The 19,144-nt window shown below is 44.7% G+C and carries 18 protein-coding genes; 10 read left to right on the top strand and 8 right to left on the bottom strand.

Features of this window, described 5'->3' with window-relative positions:
* Positions 1-307: 307 nt before the first annotated feature.
* Positions 308-2,302, bottom strand: a complete 1,995-nt coding sequence (gene tkt, locus SVI_RS03390) for a transketolase (RefSeq protein ID WP_013049998.1) — start codon at positions 2,300-2,302, stop codon at positions 308-310.
* Between the two features lie 440 nt (positions 2,303-2,742).
* Here tkt and metK point away from each other — a divergent pair, with 440 nt between their 5' ends.
* Positions 2,743-3,894, top strand: coding sequence for a methionine adenosyltransferase (metK, locus tag SVI_RS03385; RefSeq protein WP_013049997.1), 1,152 nt, complete (start codon positions 2,743-2,745; stop codon positions 3,892-3,894).
* Between the two features lie 118 nt (positions 3,895-4,012).
* Here metK and SVI_RS03380 read toward each other — a convergent pair whose 3' ends face one another.
* Together SVI_RS03380 and SVI_RS03375 are read right to left on the bottom strand one after the other, a co-directional pair.
* The gene (locus SVI_RS03380; protein ID WP_041420198.1) at positions 4,013-4,516 is read right to left on the bottom strand and encodes a hypothetical protein; all 504 of its coding nucleotides are present in this window, start codon (positions 4,514-4,516) and stop codon (positions 4,013-4,015) included.
* Between the two features lie 52 nt (positions 4,517-4,568).
* Positions 4,569-5,135 (bottom strand): GNAT family N-acetyltransferase, encoded by a 567-nt coding sequence (locus tag SVI_RS03375; protein ID WP_013049995.1) that lies wholly within the window; start codon positions 5,133-5,135, stop codon positions 4,569-4,571.
* 175 nt (positions 5,136-5,310) lie between these two features.
* Here SVI_RS03375 and SVI_RS03370 point away from each other — a divergent pair, with 175 nt between their 5' ends.
* The 3 genes from SVI_RS03370 to SVI_RS03360 all read left to right on the top strand — a co-directional run bounded on the left by SVI_RS03370 (position 5,311) and on the right by SVI_RS03360 (position 8,232).
* Positions 5,311-6,282 carry a nucleotidyl cyclase domain-containing protein gene (locus SVI_RS03370; protein WP_013049994.1) on the top strand — a complete coding sequence of 324 codons (972 nt, stop codon included), beginning with the start codon at positions 5,311-5,313 and terminating at the stop codon, positions 6,280-6,282.
* Between the two features lie 284 nt (positions 6,283-6,566).
* The gene (locus SVI_RS03365; RefSeq protein WP_013049993.1) at positions 6,567-7,511 is read left to right on the top strand and encodes a GGDEF domain-containing protein; all 945 of its coding nucleotides are present in this window, start codon (positions 6,567-6,569) and stop codon (positions 7,509-7,511) included.
* A gap of 307 nt (positions 7,512-7,818) precedes the next feature.
* Complete coding sequence (locus SVI_RS03360; protein WP_013049991.1) at positions 7,819-8,232, top strand: META domain-containing protein; 414 nt, start codon at positions 7,819-7,821, stop codon at positions 8,230-8,232.
* Between the two features lie 156 nt (positions 8,233-8,388).
* Here SVI_RS03360 and SVI_RS21355 read toward each other — a convergent pair whose 3' ends face one another.
* Positions 8,389-8,697 carry a hypothetical protein gene (locus SVI_RS21355; protein WP_408005170.1) on the bottom strand — a complete coding sequence of 103 codons (309 nt, stop codon included), beginning with the start codon at positions 8,695-8,697 and terminating at the stop codon, positions 8,389-8,391.
* Between the two features lie 556 nt (positions 8,698-9,253).
* Between SVI_RS21355 and SVI_RS03350 the strand changes: the two genes are divergently transcribed.
* Complete coding sequence (locus SVI_RS03350) at positions 9,254-9,637, top strand: GNAT family N-acetyltransferase (RefSeq protein WP_408005169.1); 384 nt, start codon at positions 9,254-9,256, stop codon at positions 9,635-9,637.
* A 177-nt stretch (positions 9,638-9,814) separates the two neighbouring features.
* Here SVI_RS03350 and SVI_RS21350 read toward each other — a convergent pair whose 3' ends face one another.
* The 3 genes from SVI_RS21350 to SVI_RS03340 form a co-directional block, all read right to left on the bottom strand.
* On the bottom strand, positions 9,815-9,970 hold the full coding sequence (locus SVI_RS21350) for a hypothetical protein (protein WP_157608649.1): 156 nt from the start codon (positions 9,968-9,970) through the stop codon (positions 9,815-9,817).
* A gap of 57 nt (positions 9,971-10,027) precedes the next feature.
* Entirely contained in the window at positions 10,028-11,395 is a 1,368-nt protein-coding gene (locus SVI_RS03345) for an L-serine ammonia-lyase (RefSeq protein ID WP_013049987.1), read from the bottom strand.
* Positions 11,396-11,500: 105 nt separating this feature from the next.
* The gene (locus SVI_RS03340) at positions 11,501-12,808 is read right to left on the bottom strand and encodes a serine/threonine transporter (RefSeq protein ID WP_013049986.1); all 1,308 of its coding nucleotides are present in this window, start codon (positions 12,806-12,808) and stop codon (positions 11,501-11,503) included.
* Positions 12,809-13,418: 610 nt separating this feature from the next.
* Between SVI_RS03340 and yjjX the strand changes: the two genes are divergently transcribed.
* The 3 genes from yjjX (at position 13,419) to SVI_RS03325 (ending at position 16,452) form a co-directional block, all read left to right on the top strand.
* Positions 13,419-14,006: an inosine/xanthosine triphosphatase gene (yjjX, locus tag SVI_RS03335; protein ID WP_013049985.1), complete on the top strand. Its 588-nt coding sequence runs from the start codon at positions 13,419-13,421 to the stop codon at positions 14,004-14,006.
* A gap of 266 nt (positions 14,007-14,272) precedes the next feature.
* The gene (locus SVI_RS20870) at positions 14,273-15,253 is read left to right on the top strand and encodes a bifunctional helix-turn-helix transcriptional regulator/GNAT family N-acetyltransferase (RefSeq protein WP_013049984.1); all 981 of its coding nucleotides are present in this window, start codon (positions 14,273-14,275) and stop codon (positions 15,251-15,253) included.
* Between the two features lie 155 nt (positions 15,254-15,408).
* A complete protein-coding gene (locus tag SVI_RS03325; RefSeq protein ID WP_013049983.1) occupies positions 15,409-16,452 on the top strand; it encodes an NADP(H)-dependent aldo-keto reductase in 1,044 nt (347 codons plus the stop codon).
* A gap of 21 nt (positions 16,453-16,473) precedes the next feature.
* Here SVI_RS03325 and SVI_RS03320 read toward each other — a convergent pair whose 3' ends face one another.
* Positions 16,474-17,091 (bottom strand): class I SAM-dependent methyltransferase, encoded by a 618-nt coding sequence (locus tag SVI_RS03320; protein ID WP_013049982.1) that lies wholly within the window; start codon positions 17,089-17,091, stop codon positions 16,474-16,476.
* Between the two features lie 192 nt (positions 17,092-17,283).
* Between SVI_RS03320 and SVI_RS03315 the strand changes: the two genes are divergently transcribed.
* Positions 17,284-18,498 carry a cysteine desulfurase gene (locus tag SVI_RS03315; RefSeq protein WP_013049980.1) on the top strand — a complete coding sequence of 405 codons (1,215 nt, stop codon included), beginning with the start codon at positions 17,284-17,286 and terminating at the stop codon, positions 18,496-18,498.
* 123 nt (positions 18,499-18,621) lie between these two features.
* Positions 18,622-19,059, top strand: coding sequence for a SufE family protein (locus SVI_RS03310; RefSeq protein WP_013049979.1), 438 nt, complete (start codon positions 18,622-18,624; stop codon positions 19,057-19,059).
* Positions 19,060-19,144: the final 85 nt, after the last annotated feature.

The raw sequence follows: 19,144 nt of genomic DNA, 5'->3' as shown, positions 1-19,144 counted from the left end.
GAAATATTGGAATCGACATCTCTAACTCAAGGGAAACCCCAGAAGACTAAGATAAAACTCAAGCCGAAATGTCAAATTGCTTATTTCAACATCCATGTGAAAAGACTATTTTAAAAACTGGTATTTATCAGAAATCACTAGCTGTATCTCAATGACCTTTGATAAATATCCTATCCCCTTAACAGACGAGACGTACTCTATCAGATGTAACAACGGCCTACCCCATTATTTGTCGCTTAAAGTAAGCCACATGAGATAAGCCGTTACCTAGCTAACAAGCTAGGGGATGCAATGCTACATGAACCGGTTAACCTAGCTCGTTCGCAGTCGCTACAACATTTTCAACAGTGAAACCAAAGTGCTTCAACAAGTCTGCGCCAGGAGCCGACTCACCGAAGGTACTCATGCCAACAACTGCGCCGCCGAATCCGACATACTTGTGCCAGAAATCAACATGGGCCGCTTCGATAGCAACACGCTTAGTGACAGACTTTGGCAATACTGACTCTTTATAAGCCACATCTTGCTTATCGAACTCGTTAGTAGAAGGCATAGAAACCACGCGCACCTTCTTACCTTGCTCTGTTAGTGCAGCAGCTGAATCGACAGCTAGTTGAACTTCAGAACCAGTAGCAATAAGGATAAGCTCAGGTGTACCAGCACAATCGATTAAGGTGTAACCGCCTTTAGCAACGTTAGCCAACTGCTCAGCAGTACGTGCTTGAGCCTTAAGACCCTGACGACTGAAGATTAGTGATGTTGGAGCATCGCGACGCTCAATAGCTGACTTCCACGAAACCGCAGTTTCAGCCGCATCACATGGACGCCAAACAGTCATGTTTGGAGTCATACGTAGGTTAGCGAGCTGCTCTACCGGCTGGTGAGTCGGACCATCTTCACCTTGACCGATTGAATCATGAGTATAAACCCAGACATTTTGGATACCCATAAGCGCAGACATACGTACCGCGTTACGTGCATATTCCATAAACATCATGAAGGTTGCGCCATAGTTGATGAAACCACCGTGAAGTGATGCACCATTCATGATACCGCTCATACCGAATTCACGTACACCATAGTAGATGTAGTTACCGGCTGGATCGTCTTGAATACCTTTAGAACCAGACCAAAGAGTCAGGTTAGAGCCTGCAAGGTCGGCAGAGCCACCCAACATTTCAGGTAACATAGCAGCGAATGTACCGATAGCATTTTGTGATGCTTTACGGCTGGCAATGCTTTCTGCTTTATCTTGACACTCTTGAACGAAAGCTTGTGCCTTCTCTTCAAAATCTGCAGGTAGGTCGCCAGTGATCACGCGGCGCTTATATTCGGCCGCTAGTTCAGGAAATGCAGCTTCATAGGCAGAAAACTTGTCATTCCAGCTTGCTTCGTTAGTCGCGCCAGCTTCTTTAGCATCCCAACCTGCGTAAACATTTTCAGGGATTTCAAAAGCACCGTGCTTCCAGCCTAGGAATTCACGAGTCGCCGCAATCTCAGCATCACCCAGTGGTGCGCCGTGACAGTTGTGAGTGCCTGACTTGTTAGGAGAACCAAAACCAATAACAGTCTTACAACAGATCATAGTCGGCTTGTCGGTAACCGATTTAGCTTCTGCGATAGCGGCACGAATAGCATCACTATCATGACCGTCTACGCCAGCAACCACATGCCAACCATAAGCCTCGAAGCGCTTTGGTGTGTCATCGGTGAACCAACCTTCGACGTGACCATCGATAGAGATACCGTTGTCATCCCAGAACATGATGAGCTTGCCTAGGCCTAAGGTTCCCGCTAGAGAACAGGCTTCGTGTGAGATGCCTTCCATCAAACAACCGTCACCCAAGAAACAATAGGTGAAGTGATCGACTATGTCGTGACCAGGTTGGTTGAACTGAGCCGCTAATGTCTTCTCAGCAATTGCCATACCTACGGCGTTACTGATACCAGCGCCTAGTGGACCTGTGGTAGTTTCAACACCTGGTGTGTAACCATATTCAGGGTGACCTGGTGTCTTAGAATGCAACTGACGGAACTGCTTAAGCTCTTCGATAGGCAGTGCATAACCTGACAGGTGTAGCAAAGAGTATATAAGCATAGAACCATGGCCGTTAGATAAGATAAAACGGTCACGATCAACCCACTCTGGGTTATTAGGGTTGTGCTTAAGGAAGTCATTCCAAAGCACTTCAGCGATATCCGCCATACCCATAGGTGCTCCAGGGTGACCGGAATTAGCTTTTTGAACGGCATCCATACTTAATGCGCGGATAGCGTTTGCGAGTTCTTTACGAGATGACATGCTCTCTCCTGCTTGTTTTTATGAGGTCTAAAAAACACCGAATACCATAGGCTCGGCACTTGTCCGTATCGATGTTTTGCTGCAAATTTTGGAGCCATATTTTCGCCCACATAGGAGATGGACGCAAACGTTAATTCACCAAACGGGCATATTTCCTCATAAATGGAATGACTAGTTTAGGATTTGATGAATAATCTATTTTTCCCCTTCATTTGTAAATGAAAAATATTCATCATGGCGGCAAACTTTACTTTCAGCCCTATCAAGCTGATAACTAAAGCTTAATAAACATAATCAAGTGTGAAATGCCACAGACTAGGCCATAAACTCAAGAATATTTCCTCATCAGGGGTGATAAGGAAACGAAATTGAATTAAAATAGCCATCTAGATGTAGATACTTCTACACATTCAAATTGTTTTAAAATGAGATTTATCACCATGGCACAGCACCTGTTTACCTCCGAGTCAGTCTCTGAGGGGCATCCCGATAAAATCGCCGATCAGATTTCTGATGCGGTATTGGACGCAATTCTGGAGCAAGATCCTAAGGCTAGAGTTGCCTGCGAAACTTATGTAAAGACCGGTATGGTTATGGTCGGTGGTGAAGTCACGACTTCAGCCTGGGTAGATATCGAAGAGATCACCCGTAAGACCGTACGTGAAATTGGTTATATCAATTCAGATATGGGCTTCGATGCCGACTCTTGCGCTGTATTGAATGTCATAGGTAAACAGTCTCCTGACATTAACCAAGGTGTTGACCGTGCCGATCCTAAAGAGCAAGGCGCCGGTGACCAAGGACTCATGTTTGGTTATGCCAGCAACGAGACTGACGTGCTTATGCCTGCACCAATTACCTATGCTCACGCTCTGGTAAAACGTCAATCTGAAATGCGTAAGAGTAAGACTCTGCCTTGGTTACGTCCCGATGCAAAGAGCCAAGTGACCTTCGCCTACGAAAACAACAAGATTGTCGGTATCGACGCAGTTGTTCTTTCTACTCAGCATTGCGACAGCGTCAATCAAGCAGATCTGATTGAAGGTGTGATGGAAACTATCATCAAGCCAGTACTACCGGCTAAATGGTTATCTAAAGACACTAAATACTTCATCAATCCTACAGGCCGTTTCGTTATCGGTGGTCCAGTAGGTGATTGTGGTCTTACGGGTCGTAAGATCATTGTTGATACCTACGGCGGAATGGCACGTCATGGTGGCGGGGCTTTCTCGGGTAAAGATCCTTCTAAGGTCGATCGCAGTGCGGCATACGCGGCACGTTATGTGGCTAAAAACATAGTTGCTGCGGGTCTTGCGGATCGTTGTGAACTACAAGTTTCCTACGCTATCGGTGTTGCAGAGCCTACTTCTATCAGTATTGAGACGTTCGGCACTAGCAAGGTATCTGAAGAGCTACTTATAGCCTTGGTACGTGAGCACTTCGACCTACGTCCATATGGACTGACTGAGATGCTAGACTTGGCTCGCCCAATCTATCAATCTACAGCGGCATACGGTCACTTCGGTCGTAATGAGTTCCCATGGGAACGTACCGATAAAGCCGAAGCACTGAAATCAGCTGCTAAGATATAAATTTGTTTAGCCAGTCTAGCGACTGTTAAACCCTAAAAACCGCCAAATGGCGGTTTTTTTATGTCCTGAATAAAGCTGTTGTCATTCTAGATTTCTTTGCCGAGCATCAGGAGGTCATCTAGCAATGGTCAAAATGTGCATACTCCATACACATAAATTCAATTTGTTGCAGGGATATCACAGCTAGATTCACTTCCCTCAAGCAAGATGCTTCTATATCGATAATACCCAGTGTACCTTCACCAATAGCATGCTCATTATTATCAGATAGGCCTGACTGTTTAATGGGCCGCAACTTGCCATCATGACTTAACAGCTGAATCGACGCGCTGTAATCATTAGTAAGGCCACAATGTATCCACAGACCTTGCCATTGCACACAGTAAAATGCTTGTTTGCTTTGATCCCCATCAGTTTCAGAATCATCCTCCCTATGCGGAGTTACTTCATAGGCAATGCTAGCTTGATGATTTACTGAATCGTCTGACCCACTCTTGCCATCTGCGGCTATAACGGCAACAACTAACTTCATATTGTCGAAAGCCGACAGAGACTCCCCGCCGTAGGGCGCGACTAATTTTTGCACTCGCTGTAATACTTGTTTGTCTGTTGTCGAATTCATAATGGCAAGCCCAATGGAGGTCAATTCAGCTGCTTGAGTTTTGCTCATAAGCTCAAGTAGACAAGGCCAACAGATAATAATCTCTGTCATCGAAGGTAAAAAAATCTAACACCTGCATCGATGCTTTATTGGTGTGTGCTGAGAATGAAGCCATATTATCTTCGGCGATAAAGGTAAGCATAAAGGGGAATTTAGCTTGAACATGAGTTCTAATCTCAGTGACCAGAGCCTCAAAAATTCCTTGGCCACGACACTCCTGCTTAATCCAGATAGGACCATATTGACATGAATTACTCTTAGTTAGCTTAATCCCGCCAAGACTAAATTCTTTTAATCTTTTGAGGATATGTCGATACACAGGCCATGATTCAAAAAATGACCAAGCACCGGCAATAACATAACCCACTATCTCGCCCTGGTGTCCATCGAGAGCGTCTGCCTCGCGCTCAGCAACACAGATCCAATGAGAGTCAATCAATTGCCTTAGCTCAGCCTCTCCAAAAGCTTGTCCATCTAACGCATGAGCTTGCGAGCCGTCACTAAGCTCATCATTGAGATGTAGTCGTTCAAGCTTTACCAACTGCTTGAGATCACCCATATGGGCTAGTCTGATTTTCATGATGCCTGTATCTTTCAATGATAAATAAACAAATTAGCCCGATTATATACTAATACCCCACTGTCCTAGGCTAATTATCCGCTGTCTGAAAATGCCCAAACACGTCATCCATTTGCATAATGACGTTCTGACTACCACAATTAACCCAATAACGAGATGACTTATCTAGGTTCCCATGCTCCCTGAAACTATCGATACCAGTATTAGCTTACTAGAAAGTGATAATACCCAGCTAAACTTAGTTCGCTGGATGCACCAGTGCGAATTAATGAAACGTTATTATGAAGCTAATGTGGTATTTATCATCCAAGAAACTGGCACCAGTTTTGAAGTTATCGTTAGCTCGATTAGCCAGTCCAGACAGTTTACTACCGGTACTAGCTTCGATAGAGGTCATAAAATTTTTCAACGCTTGATACGCTCACTGCCCGATGGTTTAAATATCGATTTAACCAATCATGATCACGTAGATCTACATGAAGAGTTCAATCAAGCCGAAAACTTATTGACCCGTCCTATTCTCTGGCCAGATGGCACACATTTCGGATGTATCTGCGTATTGAATGCCGAAAAATCCACAGCTGCATCGAATTCATTTATGTTGGAACCTTTTCAAGTATTACTTCAACAAGAGCTGACTCTATACTGCCAAACACAAAGAATAGAATCCTTATCTATGCGTGACAGAGAAACTGGCATGTTGAATCAATATGGCTTTATTATGATGGCGCCCAGACAACTTAGCTTAGGCCGACGTTTCGGTGCCCATGCAGGTATCATTTTTTTCGAACTCTACTCTGCCCACACCATAGAGCACATAGAAGAAAAGCATCATAGGTTATTGGGAAGCATCATTCAGGATACAATAAGAACAGCCGATATTGCGGCCCACTACGATGACAATCTGTTTGTGGTACTGGTATTTGTCGATTCAGAGAGAGATCTTCTCCACATAAGTAAGCGTGTCGACAAGTTAATTTTTCAACAAAACGATCAACTTAAAGTTGACTCAAGCTGCAACTATTTCACGCCTGACTCGACACTTAAACTCGCCCCAATGCTTGAAGCATCAAAACAAGGACTGAAATCTGAAAAAATTAAGTTGGCAGCCCAAGCAGCCAAACTTGAAGCCCCCGCTGAAACCTGAAAATGACACTCCCCATATAAGCGTAACAACTTACTTCTCAAACCGGATTGCCGACCTAAACACATAAGCATCTAGTTCTTGTCATAGTTATAGCGGAACACTCTGTTCTGAAAATAACACGCCCAGTTACATTCTATTAACCTTTGAAATTAAGTATGCTAACTAGCGTAAGAACAAACCAAACTCTGAGTAGTACTAATTTAATCACTCTCGTCACAGATAAGCATTATTTTAGATCAGATAAGAATCCCTTAACTCAGATAAAATTCTAAGAGAGAAGTCTCATGCTAGCCCAAAGCAATCATCACCGACTCTGGCTAAGAGAACAAGATCATCCAGCTATCAGCTTGCCAAGATGGCAGCAACAAATGGATCTATTAACCAGTTTCTATCGTTCACAAACGAGCCTGATATTGCAATTAGCCGAAAATAGCTTTCAAGTCGTTTGCACTCAGCAGAGCCAAGATTACGACCTTAGTGCAGGAACTACATTTTTCGATGCCCCATTATTAAAGCTGATTCAATCTCAGAGCGGTTATGGCCAATTTCATGTGGAAGGAAATGAATTTACTTCTAGCCTGTCACAGTTTCAACATCTGATATGTCAATTAATTTACTGGCCGGATGGTGAACTCTTTGGTTGTATATTGATCTGCGATCCTCATCAGAATAAATTTCAAGAACGTCTCGCCCCTCTAGTCGAAACAACAAAATCTTTAATTCAAGCGGAACTTAAGCATCTATTCTTGATGATGAAAGTGCAGATACTATCGGTGCAAGACGAACAGACCAGCATGCTTAATCAATATGGTTTCAGCCTGATGGCACCAAGACAATTGAGTCTGAGTCGACGTTTTGGCTCTCATGCGGGCATAATCTTAGTCGAAACTCTTTGCGATGAGGCGGGAGAAGTAGAAACAGAATCCAATGAGCAGATGCTACGCATAGTCGCCAGAATAATTAATAACTGTTTAAGAGATGCAGATGTATCGGCAAGGATAAGTCATAACCAATTTATTATTCTTTGTTTTATCGATAATGAGTCAAACCTCGACTCTCTGGTACTTAGACTGAAGAAACAGTTTGCCAAAGAAGGTGAGAAATTAAACTTGGTCACAGGACAGAGTTACTTCACCCCAGATACTCAAATCGACCTGCGACCTATGCAAGAACAAGCTAACAAGAGTCTAAACCTGAATCGACTCGGACTAGATAAAAAAACCAGATAGCCCTAGTCTGATTATTATATCCATAGGACTAATCTTGCTTTTGTTCCTGCTCTCTTGCCCATTGTATAAAGATTACAATGGGCAATGACATCATGACTAAACCCAGTCCAATCAAGCTAGACGCTAATCACCTGTGTCGAATCTGTAAACAAATAGGCTGCAGTACCACTAAGAAACATGAGTAAGCCTAGCCAATGTAATCGTTTTATAGCTTTCATTACACTTTGTGCCCTTATATCAAGTTTTCGCTTTTTATCTTGTTCCAAACTTGCCACAATATAAGCATAAAATTATTTGGATCTCTGTAATGTCTTTAAAATCTTTTTTAATCACCGCTACATTCTTCGCATTATCCGCCTGTCAAAGTACAGCAGAGCCTGAGCCTATGGAAAAAGAACTAGCTGGAACTTGGCACATAGAAGCCGTCGCTGGTCAGCCTGTGATGGATTACAGTCCGGCTCAACTCATCTTCAGTCATGATGGCAAACTCAGCGGTAATAATAGTTGTAATAGCTTCTTTGGCGAATACTCCCTCCAAGGCTCATCAATCACACTTTCACCTACTGGTAGCACGATGAAAGCCTGTGTCGATGCCTTGATGGATCAGGAGCAAAGAGTCATGAAATCCATGCTCGAGGTAACCTCAGGTCAAATCGCCAAGAGTAAGCTGGTATTGAAAGATGCCAATGGTAAAACTCAATTTGTATTGAGTAAGATCTGAAGCCATTTTATCAGCTGACAGACTGCCAGAATGAATAACAGGTAAAGTGATGCTGGTAAAAAACCGCCAAAGGGCGGTTTTTTTATCTGTCAAACTAGACCTATACCTATACCTATACCTATACCTAGCTTAAGCCAGTTAGAACAAGCATCAAACTCAAGCATCGAAGTATCCAGTCTTAGCCTCTTGATCGATTTTAATTTTATGCAGTGATGCAGGAGGCTGCTCCCGCTCGATAAGGTAACTCCAATAAGCATCGTCAAACCCACGAAATAGCTGGTCCGCTTTGCCTTCAGACTTTAAGATTAACCACCACCAAACAAGGCCCCAAGCACCGAAAGTAATAAGGGTAAGTACAAAGTGAATCAGCTTCTTTTTCTCAAGGTTACTAGCCTCAAGATTACTAGACTCAAGCTTGGCGCATTTAACATGCTTACTATGGATACCTATTCGCTCTTGCACAATGAGTCTATCTTGATTAGCCGCCGTTCTCCTGAATAATGCCTGTAAGTCCTCACCTTTTCTTCTATAACTCACATAACAATAGGCAGAAGACTTGCTCCCTAGCCGATGAACACGATATTTATGTCTGACCGATGCCATAGACGCCTCTTTCTCTTAAGTCGACTTCTCTTGAGCCAACTTCTCCTGAGCCAATAGTAAAAGTCTAGCAGAGTTAGGGGGATTGACCTTTCAGGCTTGTTTTGGCTGCAAATTTTGACCTTTACCTCTTTATATTAAGTGAATAAGGTGGAGCTTGTGTTATCTAGTTACTCTCAATAAACAAACAATAATGCCGTAAAGATGCTCAACAAATCCAGGGGGCTTTAGCCCAATAAAAATTCATACATTATTCGTCAAATAAAGCGCGATGACATGCTAAAGTATCTGCAAAAAATGGAGCCTGACCAAGATGCATTCAAGTGTAAAATCAAATGAAAAATCAAATATTCAATCAAGTGTGCAATTAAGAAAAGGTCAGCAATCGGATCTGGCAGCACTGGTTCGATTCAACCAAGCCATGGCATTGGAAACCGAAAACCTGTCACTGGATGAAATCCTACTGACAAAAGGGGTAAATGCTCTACTTTCTGAGCCAGAAAAAGGCTTCTATCTAGTCGCCGAAGTCGAAGGCGAGATAGTGGGTTCTCTGATGGTTACCTTCGAATGGAGCGATTGGCGCGCGCTAAATTACTACTGGATCCAGAGTGTTTATATTCGTCCGGAGAATCGCCGCCAGGGTATCTATGGAAAACTGTACCAGCAAGTGAAAACCATAGCAGCACAGAATGGTGGCGCGGCAAGTTTCAGACTCTACGTGGAGCAGGAAAATACCAAGGCGCAACAAACCTATCAAGCCTTGGGCATGGAGCAGAGTTACTATTTAATGTACGAAGAGAAGTAACGAGAGCGAACGCTTCGCTGCGAGAAAACGAGAATAAGCAAAGCAACAAGCAAGAGCTTGTCGCTTTTGACTCATCTTTTCCCTAAGGCCGTATAGCCCTCGCAGTGACGAAGTCACGCTCTCGAAGGCGCTTTCCAGCCGCTCTCGAAGACCTAAGGTCGCCCTCGAAACTATCTTTTAAGCACAAATACTCATTACTTTAATAGCTAAACCACCTTGGCTGGTTTCACGGTATTTAACCTTCATGCCCTTGCCAGTTTCATAACATAGACGCTTGCTATCACCTTCTCCTTCTCTAGCACTCATCATAAAATTTAGTAGCTGATGCATCATCAATATCCTAGGCAAAAAAAAGACCATCTCATGATGGCCTTTCCTCGAATATTTTATCTAAGCACAAATACTCATTACCTTGATGGCTAAACCACCTTGGCTGGTTTCACGGTATTTTACGTTCATGTCCTTGCCAGTTTCATACATGGTTGCTATCACCTTATCTAAGCTGACTCTGGGCTCGCTAGTACGGCGCATCGCCATACGCGACGAGTTAATCGCCTTTACAGCGGCAATAGCGTTACGTTCGATACAAGGTACCTGCACTTGGCCCCCTACTGGATCGCAGGTTAATCCTAAGTTGTGCTCCATGCCAATCTCGGCAGCAATGCACACCTGAGAGGGACTAGCCCCCATGATCTCAGCCAAACCAGCGGCAGCCATAGAGCAAGCTACACCGACTTCCCCCTGACAGCCTACTTCGGCACCTGAAATCGATGCGTTACGTTTATAGAGTGAGCCTATCGCAGCAGCTGCTAGATAAAAGCGGGTGTATTCTTGCTCACCCATAGGTTGAATAAACTTATCGTAATAAGCCATCACAGCGGGAATAATACCTGCTGCTCCATTCGTCGGAGAGGTCACCACACGTCCACCGGCCGCATTCTCTTCACTGACAGCCAGAGCGAACACATTCACCCAGTCGATAACGACCATAGGATCGACGGCAAGCCTATCATTAGCCAGCAATTGACGGTGTAGATCTGGAGCCCTTCTTGGAACTCGTAGTGGCCCTTCGAGGACACCTTCGGTCTGGCAGCCTCTCTTTATGCCGGATTGCATCACATCCCATATGGCACCGAAGCCTTCATAGATGGCCTTTTCACTATTAAACACCTTCTCATTTTCCATCATCAAGTCACTGATACTCATACCCGCCTGGGTACACTGCTCGAGTAACTCAGATGCGTAGGCGTAAGGATAAGGCACAGAGACGTCATTATCCGCCGTTAGGCCAAAATGCTCTTCATCGACAATAAAACCGCCACCAGTTGAATAATAGGTCTTACTAAACAAGCACTCATCACCAAGCCAGGCATGAATCGACATGCCATTCTCATGGAGTTCCAATGCATGCTTATGAAAAGTCACTGCATCTTGTGGAAAATCTACCCTGTGTGCCTCCTTACCTAACAAGAGACTCGAGCTCTGCTCAATCTCACTGATAGTGGCAGGAATGGAGTCAATATCGACATTAGCAGGGCTGTTGCCCCCCAAACCCATCAAGATGGCAATATCAGTATGATGGCCTTTTCCGGTTAACGAGAGTGAGCCATAAATATCGACACTAATACGAGTGACAGACTCTAGCTCATCACGTTGACGTAACTCATCGACAAATTCTTTGGCGGCCTTCATCGGCCCGACAGTATGGGAGCTCGATGGACCCACGCCTATCTTAAATATTTCAAATGCGCTAAACATAATTTACCTCTTATTCCTGAGGGGAAGGCTAAATGAAGAAGGGTCAGTCCCAAAGATGAAACTGACCCAAAACTTGATCTTATATAGAGGAGAACCTAAGGGAGATTAAGACAACATACCGAACAAAATTGCCGTCATAGCTAATAGACCCGCAACGACAACGAAGATATTGCTGATACGGCCTCGGTATGCCTTAAGTGCTGGTACCTTGTAGATAGCGTACATAGGCATCAGATAAAGAATCGCGGCGATTACTGGACCACCCAGCGCCTCAATCATGCCTAAGATACTAGGGTTGATGATGGACACACCCCAGATGGTGATAAACATGAATACAAGAATAAACCTGTCTATTTTCTTTTCTGAAACTTGCTTATTACTGCTACGCAGTTGCTTATTGATGATGCCTTTTATGCCTTCAGTCGCGCCCATGTAGTGGCCGAAGAAAGAGGAAACAATGGCAATCACAGCAATGATAGGACCGAAGTAGCTGACAAAATCGCTTGAGTGAACGTTAGCTAGGTAAGAAAGGATCGGTAAGTTTTGCGCCTTAGACTCGGCAAGTTGCTCCGGACTCAGAGAGAGCACACAAGAGAACACAAACAACATAACGAAACTGACTAACATCATACTGGTATTACGCAGTATCACATCGGCTTTCTTTGATGCATCTTTACCATGTTCACGCTTGAGCGCCACAGAGAACTGAGAAATTGCAGGAGAATGGTTAAATGCAAACACCAATACTGGAATGGTTAACCAGACAGTCCCCAGAAAGTCACCCGTAGAAGGGACTTGCATCAAGGCATCCATTTTCCAACTTGGAATAAGATACAAGGACATGAAGACTAAAATACCCACCAGAGGATAAACCAGGAACTGAGTCACCTTCAGCATCAACTTCTCACCAGAAACCATCACGGACATCATAGCTGTGATGAGCAAGCCCGATAGTAACCAACGAGGAGGTGATGCCATACCGAGTTGGTTAACGATAAAACTGTCTACTGTATTGGTAATACCAACACCATAGATCAATACAATGGGGAAAATGGCGCAGAAATAGAGCAAGGTAATCGCCTTACCGGCACTCACACCAAAGTATTCTTCCACTACATCGGTAATATCACTGCCTGGCTTCTGCGAGGAGCAGATAAAACGTGACAAGCCGCGATGGGCTAGATAAGTCATTGGACCTATGATCACAGCCATCATAACCAGCGGCCAGAAACCGCCCATACCGGCGTTAATAGGTAGAAAAAGAATACCGGCACCAACAGCTGTACCAAACAGACTCAACATCCAAGTGGTATCTTTACGTGTCCACCCCAGGCTAACGGCTGGATTTACTTGGGTCTCGGCTCCATTGAGCTGAGTATCATTGGCTTGAGAGACGGTCGTTTCTTTCTGCATAAACATTACCTTTGAGGTGTTCTACACCTTGGTTTTCTAAATACCACTTCACCTAAAAACATTTTAAAAGGCAAGTAGCAGCAAATTTCAAGGCCAGAGTATAGATCTCAACCCCTGAAAAATTGATCTGGAATGGAATTTCGTAATCAAATCCAAAAACAAGTTAATAATGTGATCCAGATCTAAGTTACCGAAAAGAGAATCTTTATTTACACTTAGCTAACTCAACCTAAATAACCGATAAATTAACATAAGTTACACATGTATCACCTTTTAGTGATATTAGAAAAATTACCCAAGACGACGCCGCAGTGACAACCATCACAAACAAGCTCCACTCTGATAGGTGCACCAGCATAAGCCTAGGAAAACATGAATCAGGTCACAGGCTTTTTAGTTGACTCGACCAAGGGAGTAAAGGTGATCCACTCGATATTTAACAACAACCAGAAAGTGAGCTAGATCTACCATCAATTTTTCTAAGCCTAGTTTGAGTCTGAGTCTGATAAGACGCCGTACACATATTCACCAGCTAACTTAAGACGCCCCCGTAATAAAGTAGGCATAATTTAGGTATAATCATCTCAGGTTGATTGGAATGAATAATAAAATGCAACAGATAACGAAATTAAAGAAGATCAGAGTATTAGTCGGGTCGAAAAACCCGGTAAAAGTAAACGCTGCCAGAGTCGCCATCTGCCAACTGTTTCCAGATATCGATATAGAATGTAATGGCATGCACGCCCCGTCAGGCGTACCAGACCAACCCATGACAGATGTTGAAACCCGTGAAGGCGCCATAAACCGAGTTAAATATTGCCGAGAATTTTCCGCTAAAGCAGCGCAGCAAGCTGATGGAGAGCCTATCGCCGAACTCTTTATCGCAATGGAAGGCGGTGTCGATAATTTCGAATACGGGCCAGCCACCTTTGCCTACACAGTTATTGCTACCCAGAGCCAACTTTCAGTTGGACGTAGTGCCCAACTGCCCATATCTCAATCTATCTATAAATCATTGCTTGCCGGTGAGGAGTTGGGAGATGTGATGGATAGATTATTCAACACTAACAACATTAAACAACAAGGCGGTGCCATAGGCCTACTGACCCAAGGACACGCCACCAGAGAGAGTACCTATACTCAGGCATTAATCTTAGCCATGGCCCCCATGCTAAATCCTGAACTTTATCTCGATTAAAGGCCCAGTTACTATCTCTTTTTATAAGGCAAGCAATCGACGTCCCTTATCAATTGCTTGCCTGCTCATCAATAAACAGCAAAACTTGTTTTGGCACTCAAAGCCATTAACCTCTACTTGCATTTTTCTCAATCGCCCCCTAAGTTAGATGTAAGTTGCAACCATATTTTCTTAGTGACACAAGTCGGCTCGACATGAGCTGCTAGGCTATTTCTGACCCAGATAACCTATGTCACCTCAAACAAGATAAATGGCAGGAACAGGGCATGACAAAAGATAATAAACTAGGCAATCAAACAGGTTCAGAACTTAGAACCATATCCCGCCATATTGTGCGACAACTCGGCATGCTTAATTCAGCCTGTGGCGACCTTCCTCTATCTCCGGTTCAGGCTCATGCACTTATCGAAGTCAGCCGGGGCGCAATATCGATAAAAAAATTGGCGCAAATCCTCAATATAGATAAGTCCAACGCCAGTCGCGCCCTCAGTCATTTGGTTGAAAAGGGATTTGCTCATACCAAGAGTAATCCCAGAGACAGCCGTAGCCTACTGGCTCACCTAACTCCCCAGGGACGTAAATTACTGCAAAAGTTAGATCACCAGCAAAACATCATCTTCGATGAGATCTTATGCCAGTTATCTCCCTTTGAAACCCAGCAGATTGAGACAGCTATGACCCTATATCACAAAGCTATTCATCATTCTCGGCTGCAGCAGGAATATGAGCTTAGGGAGATGACCTCAGAAGATAATGCCCCTATGGCCGAAGTCATTCGAACGGTCTCGGCAGAATATGGCCTCACCTCGGATAAAAATGACAGCGTAGGGAATCCCAACTTAGACACCCTCAGTGAACAATACCAAGGGAGTGATGCCTGTTATTGGGTCATAGAGAAAGAGGGGGAGATTTTCGGTGGCGCAGGAATAGCGCCTCTAGTGATTACAGGGGAAACAAACCCAGAAAGCCAGGAAAGGGTATGTGAACTACAGCAGATGTATTTTAGCCAAGCACTTAGAGGCAAAGGATTTACTAAACGCCTAGCTTATCTGGCCCTGGATTTTGCCCGCGAGCAAGGGTTTAACTCCTGTTACCTGGAAACCACAGCCAAGCTGAGTGAAGCGGTGAAACTGTATGAGTCTATGGGATTTAAGCATCTGGACGTTCATCTAGGCACGCATCTAGACACACATCAGGGAGATAGCGGACACCATGGCAGTGAGATGCCCATGTTGTTAAAGCTATAAAGATTCTAGTTCCTAAAGCCAAGAGTCTGAAATCTAAAAATAGGAACTAAGATCTTTATTTCCCTAGTCTTTCCTCTGAAAGCTTGTTAGCTTCGAATGATAGTAAACCCGGCATTGAGCCAATAATAATCAGCTAAAATAACAGTGGAGATTATATGGAATATCGTCGTATCCCACATTCCAACCTTGAAGTCAGTGAACTCTGTTTAGGCACCATGACTTGGGGTGAGCAGAACACCCAAGCCGAGGCTTTCTCTCAGCTAGATTATGCCATAGGGGAAGGCATCAACTTTATCGACACCGCCGAGATGTATCCGGTTCCTCCTAAGGCTGAAACTCAAGGCGAGAGTGAGAGAATTATTGGTCACTACCTTAAGAAAACGGGTAACAGAGATAAGTTAGTCATAGCCACTAAAGTATCCGCACCAGGCCCTAAGAGTGACTACATACGTCCTAATATGGCTCTAGACTGGCGCAATATTCATCAAGCCGTCGACGCCAGCCTGGAGCGACTGCAGATCGACACCATAGATCTGTATCAGATCCACTGGCCAGACAGAAATACTAACTTCTTCGGCGAGCTATCTTACCAACAGCAGGATGACAACGAGCAGCAGACTCCTATCATAGAGACCCTGGAAGCCTTGGCCTCTTTAGTTACGGCAGGAAAAATCCGTTATATCGGCGTCTCCAATGAAACCCCTTGGGGCTTGATGAAATACCTAGAGATCGCCGAGAAGCATGATTTGCCTAAGGTGATCAGCGTGCAAAACCCCTATAGTTTGCTCAACCGCAGTTTTGAGGTGGGCATGGCAGAGATTAGCCACCGCGAAGATGTCCCCTTGCTGGCATACTCTCCCTTGGCATTTGGCGCACTAACAGGAAAATACCTAGACAATAAATGGCCTGAAAACGCCAGACTCACCCTGTTTAAGCGCTTCTCACGTTATACCGGGACACAAATCGCACTCGATGCCACCAAGGCCTATGTAGAACTTGCTCATGAATTCAAGCTAAGCCCTGCGCAGATGTCATTAGCCTTCGTCACTTCACGTAAATTTGTCGCCTCAAACATCATAGGAGCCACCAGCCTTAAACAGCTAAAAGAGAATATCGACAGCATCAACACCTGTATTTCTCCAGAGCTAATGGTAAGGCTAGATGAACTGGCACAAACCTATCGACTGCCCTGCCCTTAAGATAAAGAGTCCCATAAATCCCTAGACTAACTTTCTACAGAAGCAGTAAACGAAATGCTGTTCGCTGCCATTGGGGGTTTGGTGGGACTCCTTCTCATGGCCGAGCAAAGAGAAAGGTTCGCCAAACTCTTCATGGAGTTCATCGGCGCTATAACGCTTTACGGGAAGGCCACTGCACATGGTAGGGCCATTCTCGGCAAAAGTGGCCACGATAACTAAACCGCCGGGCTTGACTGCATGCAGCACGGCTTTCACATATGCCTGACGTTCTTCAAGAGTATTAAGAAAGTGAAATACAGCCCGATCATGCCAGACATCATAGCCATGGTGAGGGTATTGGGCTTCAATCACATTTGCCTCAAGCCAAGTCACATTCGACGCTTGCTCGCCCAGTCGATTCTGAGCTTTGGCGAGCGCCGCTGCAGAAAGATCCAATACAGTGAGATTGCGATAGCCATTACCTAAGAGATCGTCGACCAGTGTAGAGGCTCCCCCGCCAACATCTATGATTGAGGCATTTTTGTTTACAGCGGAATTCTGGATCAATTTCAATGAGAGTTTGGCATGTTCTTGAAACCAGCTGACCTCAGCTTCATCTTTGCTTGAGTAAACCTTTTCCCAATGCGCTTTCGATTGCATTTTCACTTCCTAGGTATCATTCGTCTATGGCAAACTCTAGCAAAAGATGGCCTGAAAAGATTGCTAAAAAATGCCACCAAGATGCGCAAGTAAGCCATGCAGATAATCCACCTAAAAAGCCACTTGCATTAGCCGCCTAAATCTCCGAAGATCTAATAGCCTTTTTACCCGATGAACTACCGGACCCGAACAATGGACTTTCCCCAGCTGCGTGCTCAATTTCCTACACTCGAGCAGACCTTAGAGGGATACCCTCTGTGTTATCTGGACACGGCAGCAACCAGCCAGAAACCCAAATGTGTCATAGATGCAATGACTCAGTATTATCATAAAGATAACGCTAATGTTCACCGGGCCGCCCACCAACTATCGTCCAGAGCCACCTCTCAATATGAGGCGGTGCGCGATCAGTTAACAGGCTTTATCAAGGCCAGTCGCCGTGAAGAGATTATCTTCACCCACGGCACCACAGAATCGATTAATATGGTCGCCCATGGCCTGATGAATCAGACTCAAGCTGGCGATATCATCTTAATAGACACCGCCGCCCATCATGCCAATATCGTCCCTTGGCAAGAACTCGCTAAGCGCAGCGGCGCCATCATCAAGCCCATCCCGCTCACAGAGGATTGTCGACTCGATGAATTGGCTTATGAAGCACTGCTCAAGGAAAAGCCTGCCATAGTCGCTCTATGCCATGTCTCCAACGCACTTGGCACTCTTAACCCAGTGAATCAATTGGTCGCTAAGGCCAAGGCCGCAGGTGCTATTACCTTAGTCGACGGAGCTCAAGCTATCGCCCATCTGGAGATAGATGTACAGGCCATAGATTGTGATTTTTATGTGTTCTCCGGCCACAAGATGTATGGCCCTACCGGGATAGGTGTGCTCTATGGCCGTTTCGATATTCTCGATAAGCTCGAGCCTATGATGACTGGCGGCGAGATGATCAAGACTGTCAGTTTCGATGCTACCGAGTTTAATATCTTACCCAACAGACTCGAGGCTGGAACGCCGCCCATAGCCGAGGTTATAGGGCTTGGTGCAGCCATCAAGTTTATACAAAATCTGCCTAAAGCTGAGACTGCTCAACGGGAGCAGGAGCTGTTGGCTTACCTGCAAACTCAATTAGCTAATCTAGGCGACATTAAGCTCTACGGTGCCAGTGAAAACAATATCGGCGCCGTCGCCTTTAACTTGGCCGATGAACATCATCAGGATGTAGGGATCTTACTGGATCAGCAAGGGATCGCAGTCCGCTGTGGCCACCACTGTGCCATGCCTCTGATGCAGAGTTTAGCTATCAAGGGCTGCTGCCGAGCATCCATAGGTGTCTATACCAGTAAAGAAGATATCAATCGCTTTATAGAGGCGCTAAAATCGGTAAAAGAGATCTTGTTAGACTAACGAAATAAGCTATAAGTTCTAAGTTCTAAGTTCTAAGTTCTAAGTTCTAAGTTCTAAGTTCTAAGTTCTAAGTTCTAGCATGTTATTTAAACATCATTCAAGGTAACTAATTCAGGGCCATTTATGAGTTCAGCAGCAAAACCCGCCACAGAGGTATTTTTAGCCCTTAAACTCGATGCCAGTGAGATACTGCCTAAATTCGAAAATGCCAATAACTGGCAGGAGCGCTATCGTCAGATAATGCTCTTAGGCAAGACCTTATCTAAGCTCGAAGATGAGTTTCGTGTGGAGCAAGCCCAAGTTAGGGGTTGTGAGAGTAATGCCTGGCTCTATCATAGTGAAATAGACGGCAAGCACTACTATCTCGCCGACAGTGATGCCCGCATAGTCAAAGGTCTGGTCGCGCTACTGCTGACCGCCTGTAACGGTAAAAGCGCCGACGAGATAGTGGCGTTCGATATTGATGCCTACTTCGACCGATTAGGCTTAACCGGACAACTCAGCCCATCACGCACCAATGGCTTGTTTGCCTTAGCTAAGGCAATTAAAACCTCAGTCTGACTGACTTGTTAGATAACAAATAGGCTTAACCTGTCTGATAATAAGTAGTAAATATCTTTTTTGATTGGGTTCATTGGGTTGGTTA

It is taken from the genome of Shewanella violacea DSS12 (genome assembly GCF_000091325.1).
GTDB classification, from domain to species: Bacteria; Pseudomonadota; Gammaproteobacteria; order Enterobacterales; family Shewanellaceae; genus Shewanella; species Shewanella violacea.
The sequence above is the reverse complement of the archived record's forward strand: the minus strand, read 5'-3'. Positions and strand labels throughout refer to the sequence as shown.